Origin of the sequence: Thiorhodococcus drewsii AZ1 (assembly GCF_000224065.1) — a bacterium.
GTDB lineage: Bacteria > Pseudomonadota > Gammaproteobacteria > Chromatiales > Chromatiaceae > Imhoffiella > Imhoffiella drewsii.
Genome location: NZ_AFWT01000131.1, coordinates 1 through 739, shown reverse-complemented (window position 1 = coordinate 739; position 739 = coordinate 1). Strand labels below are relative to the sequence as shown.

Below are 739 nucleotides of genomic sequence, written 5' to 3'. Positions count from 1 at the left end.
CAGGGGCGAGTTATGGGTAAATGTTACGTCCCGTGTGATTATCTGCCTCGACGGAGCTATCCTTTGTTCCGAGCCCGCGAGGTGCTAGAGCACATGGTCCACAAAGCCATCGCTCGCGGAACAGCCCACAGCCCGGGAGCCTGATTGCCGATGGAAATCCGCCTGCACAAGAAATGCCCGCACCACTCCGGCGATTCGTCGTGAACTGCAAGCCTCCACGTTGCCGAGCAAGGTCCTCGCCGCCCAGTACAACCTCTCGGTGCAGACGGTGAGAAAGTGGCGACGACGCACGGTGGTCGAAGATGCTTCGCACCGCCCACACCGGCTCTCAACGACGCTCTCGCCCGAGCAGGAAGTCCTCGTGGTGGCCCTGCGTGAAACGCTGTTGCTGCCGCTCGACGATCTGTTGGCGGTTACCCGCGAATTCATCCACCCCGTGGCCTCGCGTTCGGCACTCGATCGGTGCTTGCGGCGCCACGGGATCTCCAATCTCAAGTCCCTGATCCCGCAGGAGGCGGACACCGCGAAGCGTCCGGTGAAGACCTTCAAGGACTATGCGCCTGGGTTCGTCCACGTCGACGTCAAGTACCTGCCCCAGATGCCCGATGAAGACCGCCGAAAATACCTCTTCGCGGCGATCGACCGTGCCACCCGCTGGGTCTACGTCGAGATCCTTGATGACAAGTCGGCGGCCTCGGCCAGTGGCTTTCTCGAGCGCCTGATCGCCAAGGCGCCGTTC

General features: G+C 62.4%; 1 pseudogene. It reads left to right on the top strand.

Features of this window, described 5'->3' with window-relative positions:
* Positions 1-150: 150 nt before the first annotated feature.
* Positions 151-739: pseudogene (locus tag THIDRDRAFT_RS23375) on the top strand (transposase family protein); the annotation flags it as partial.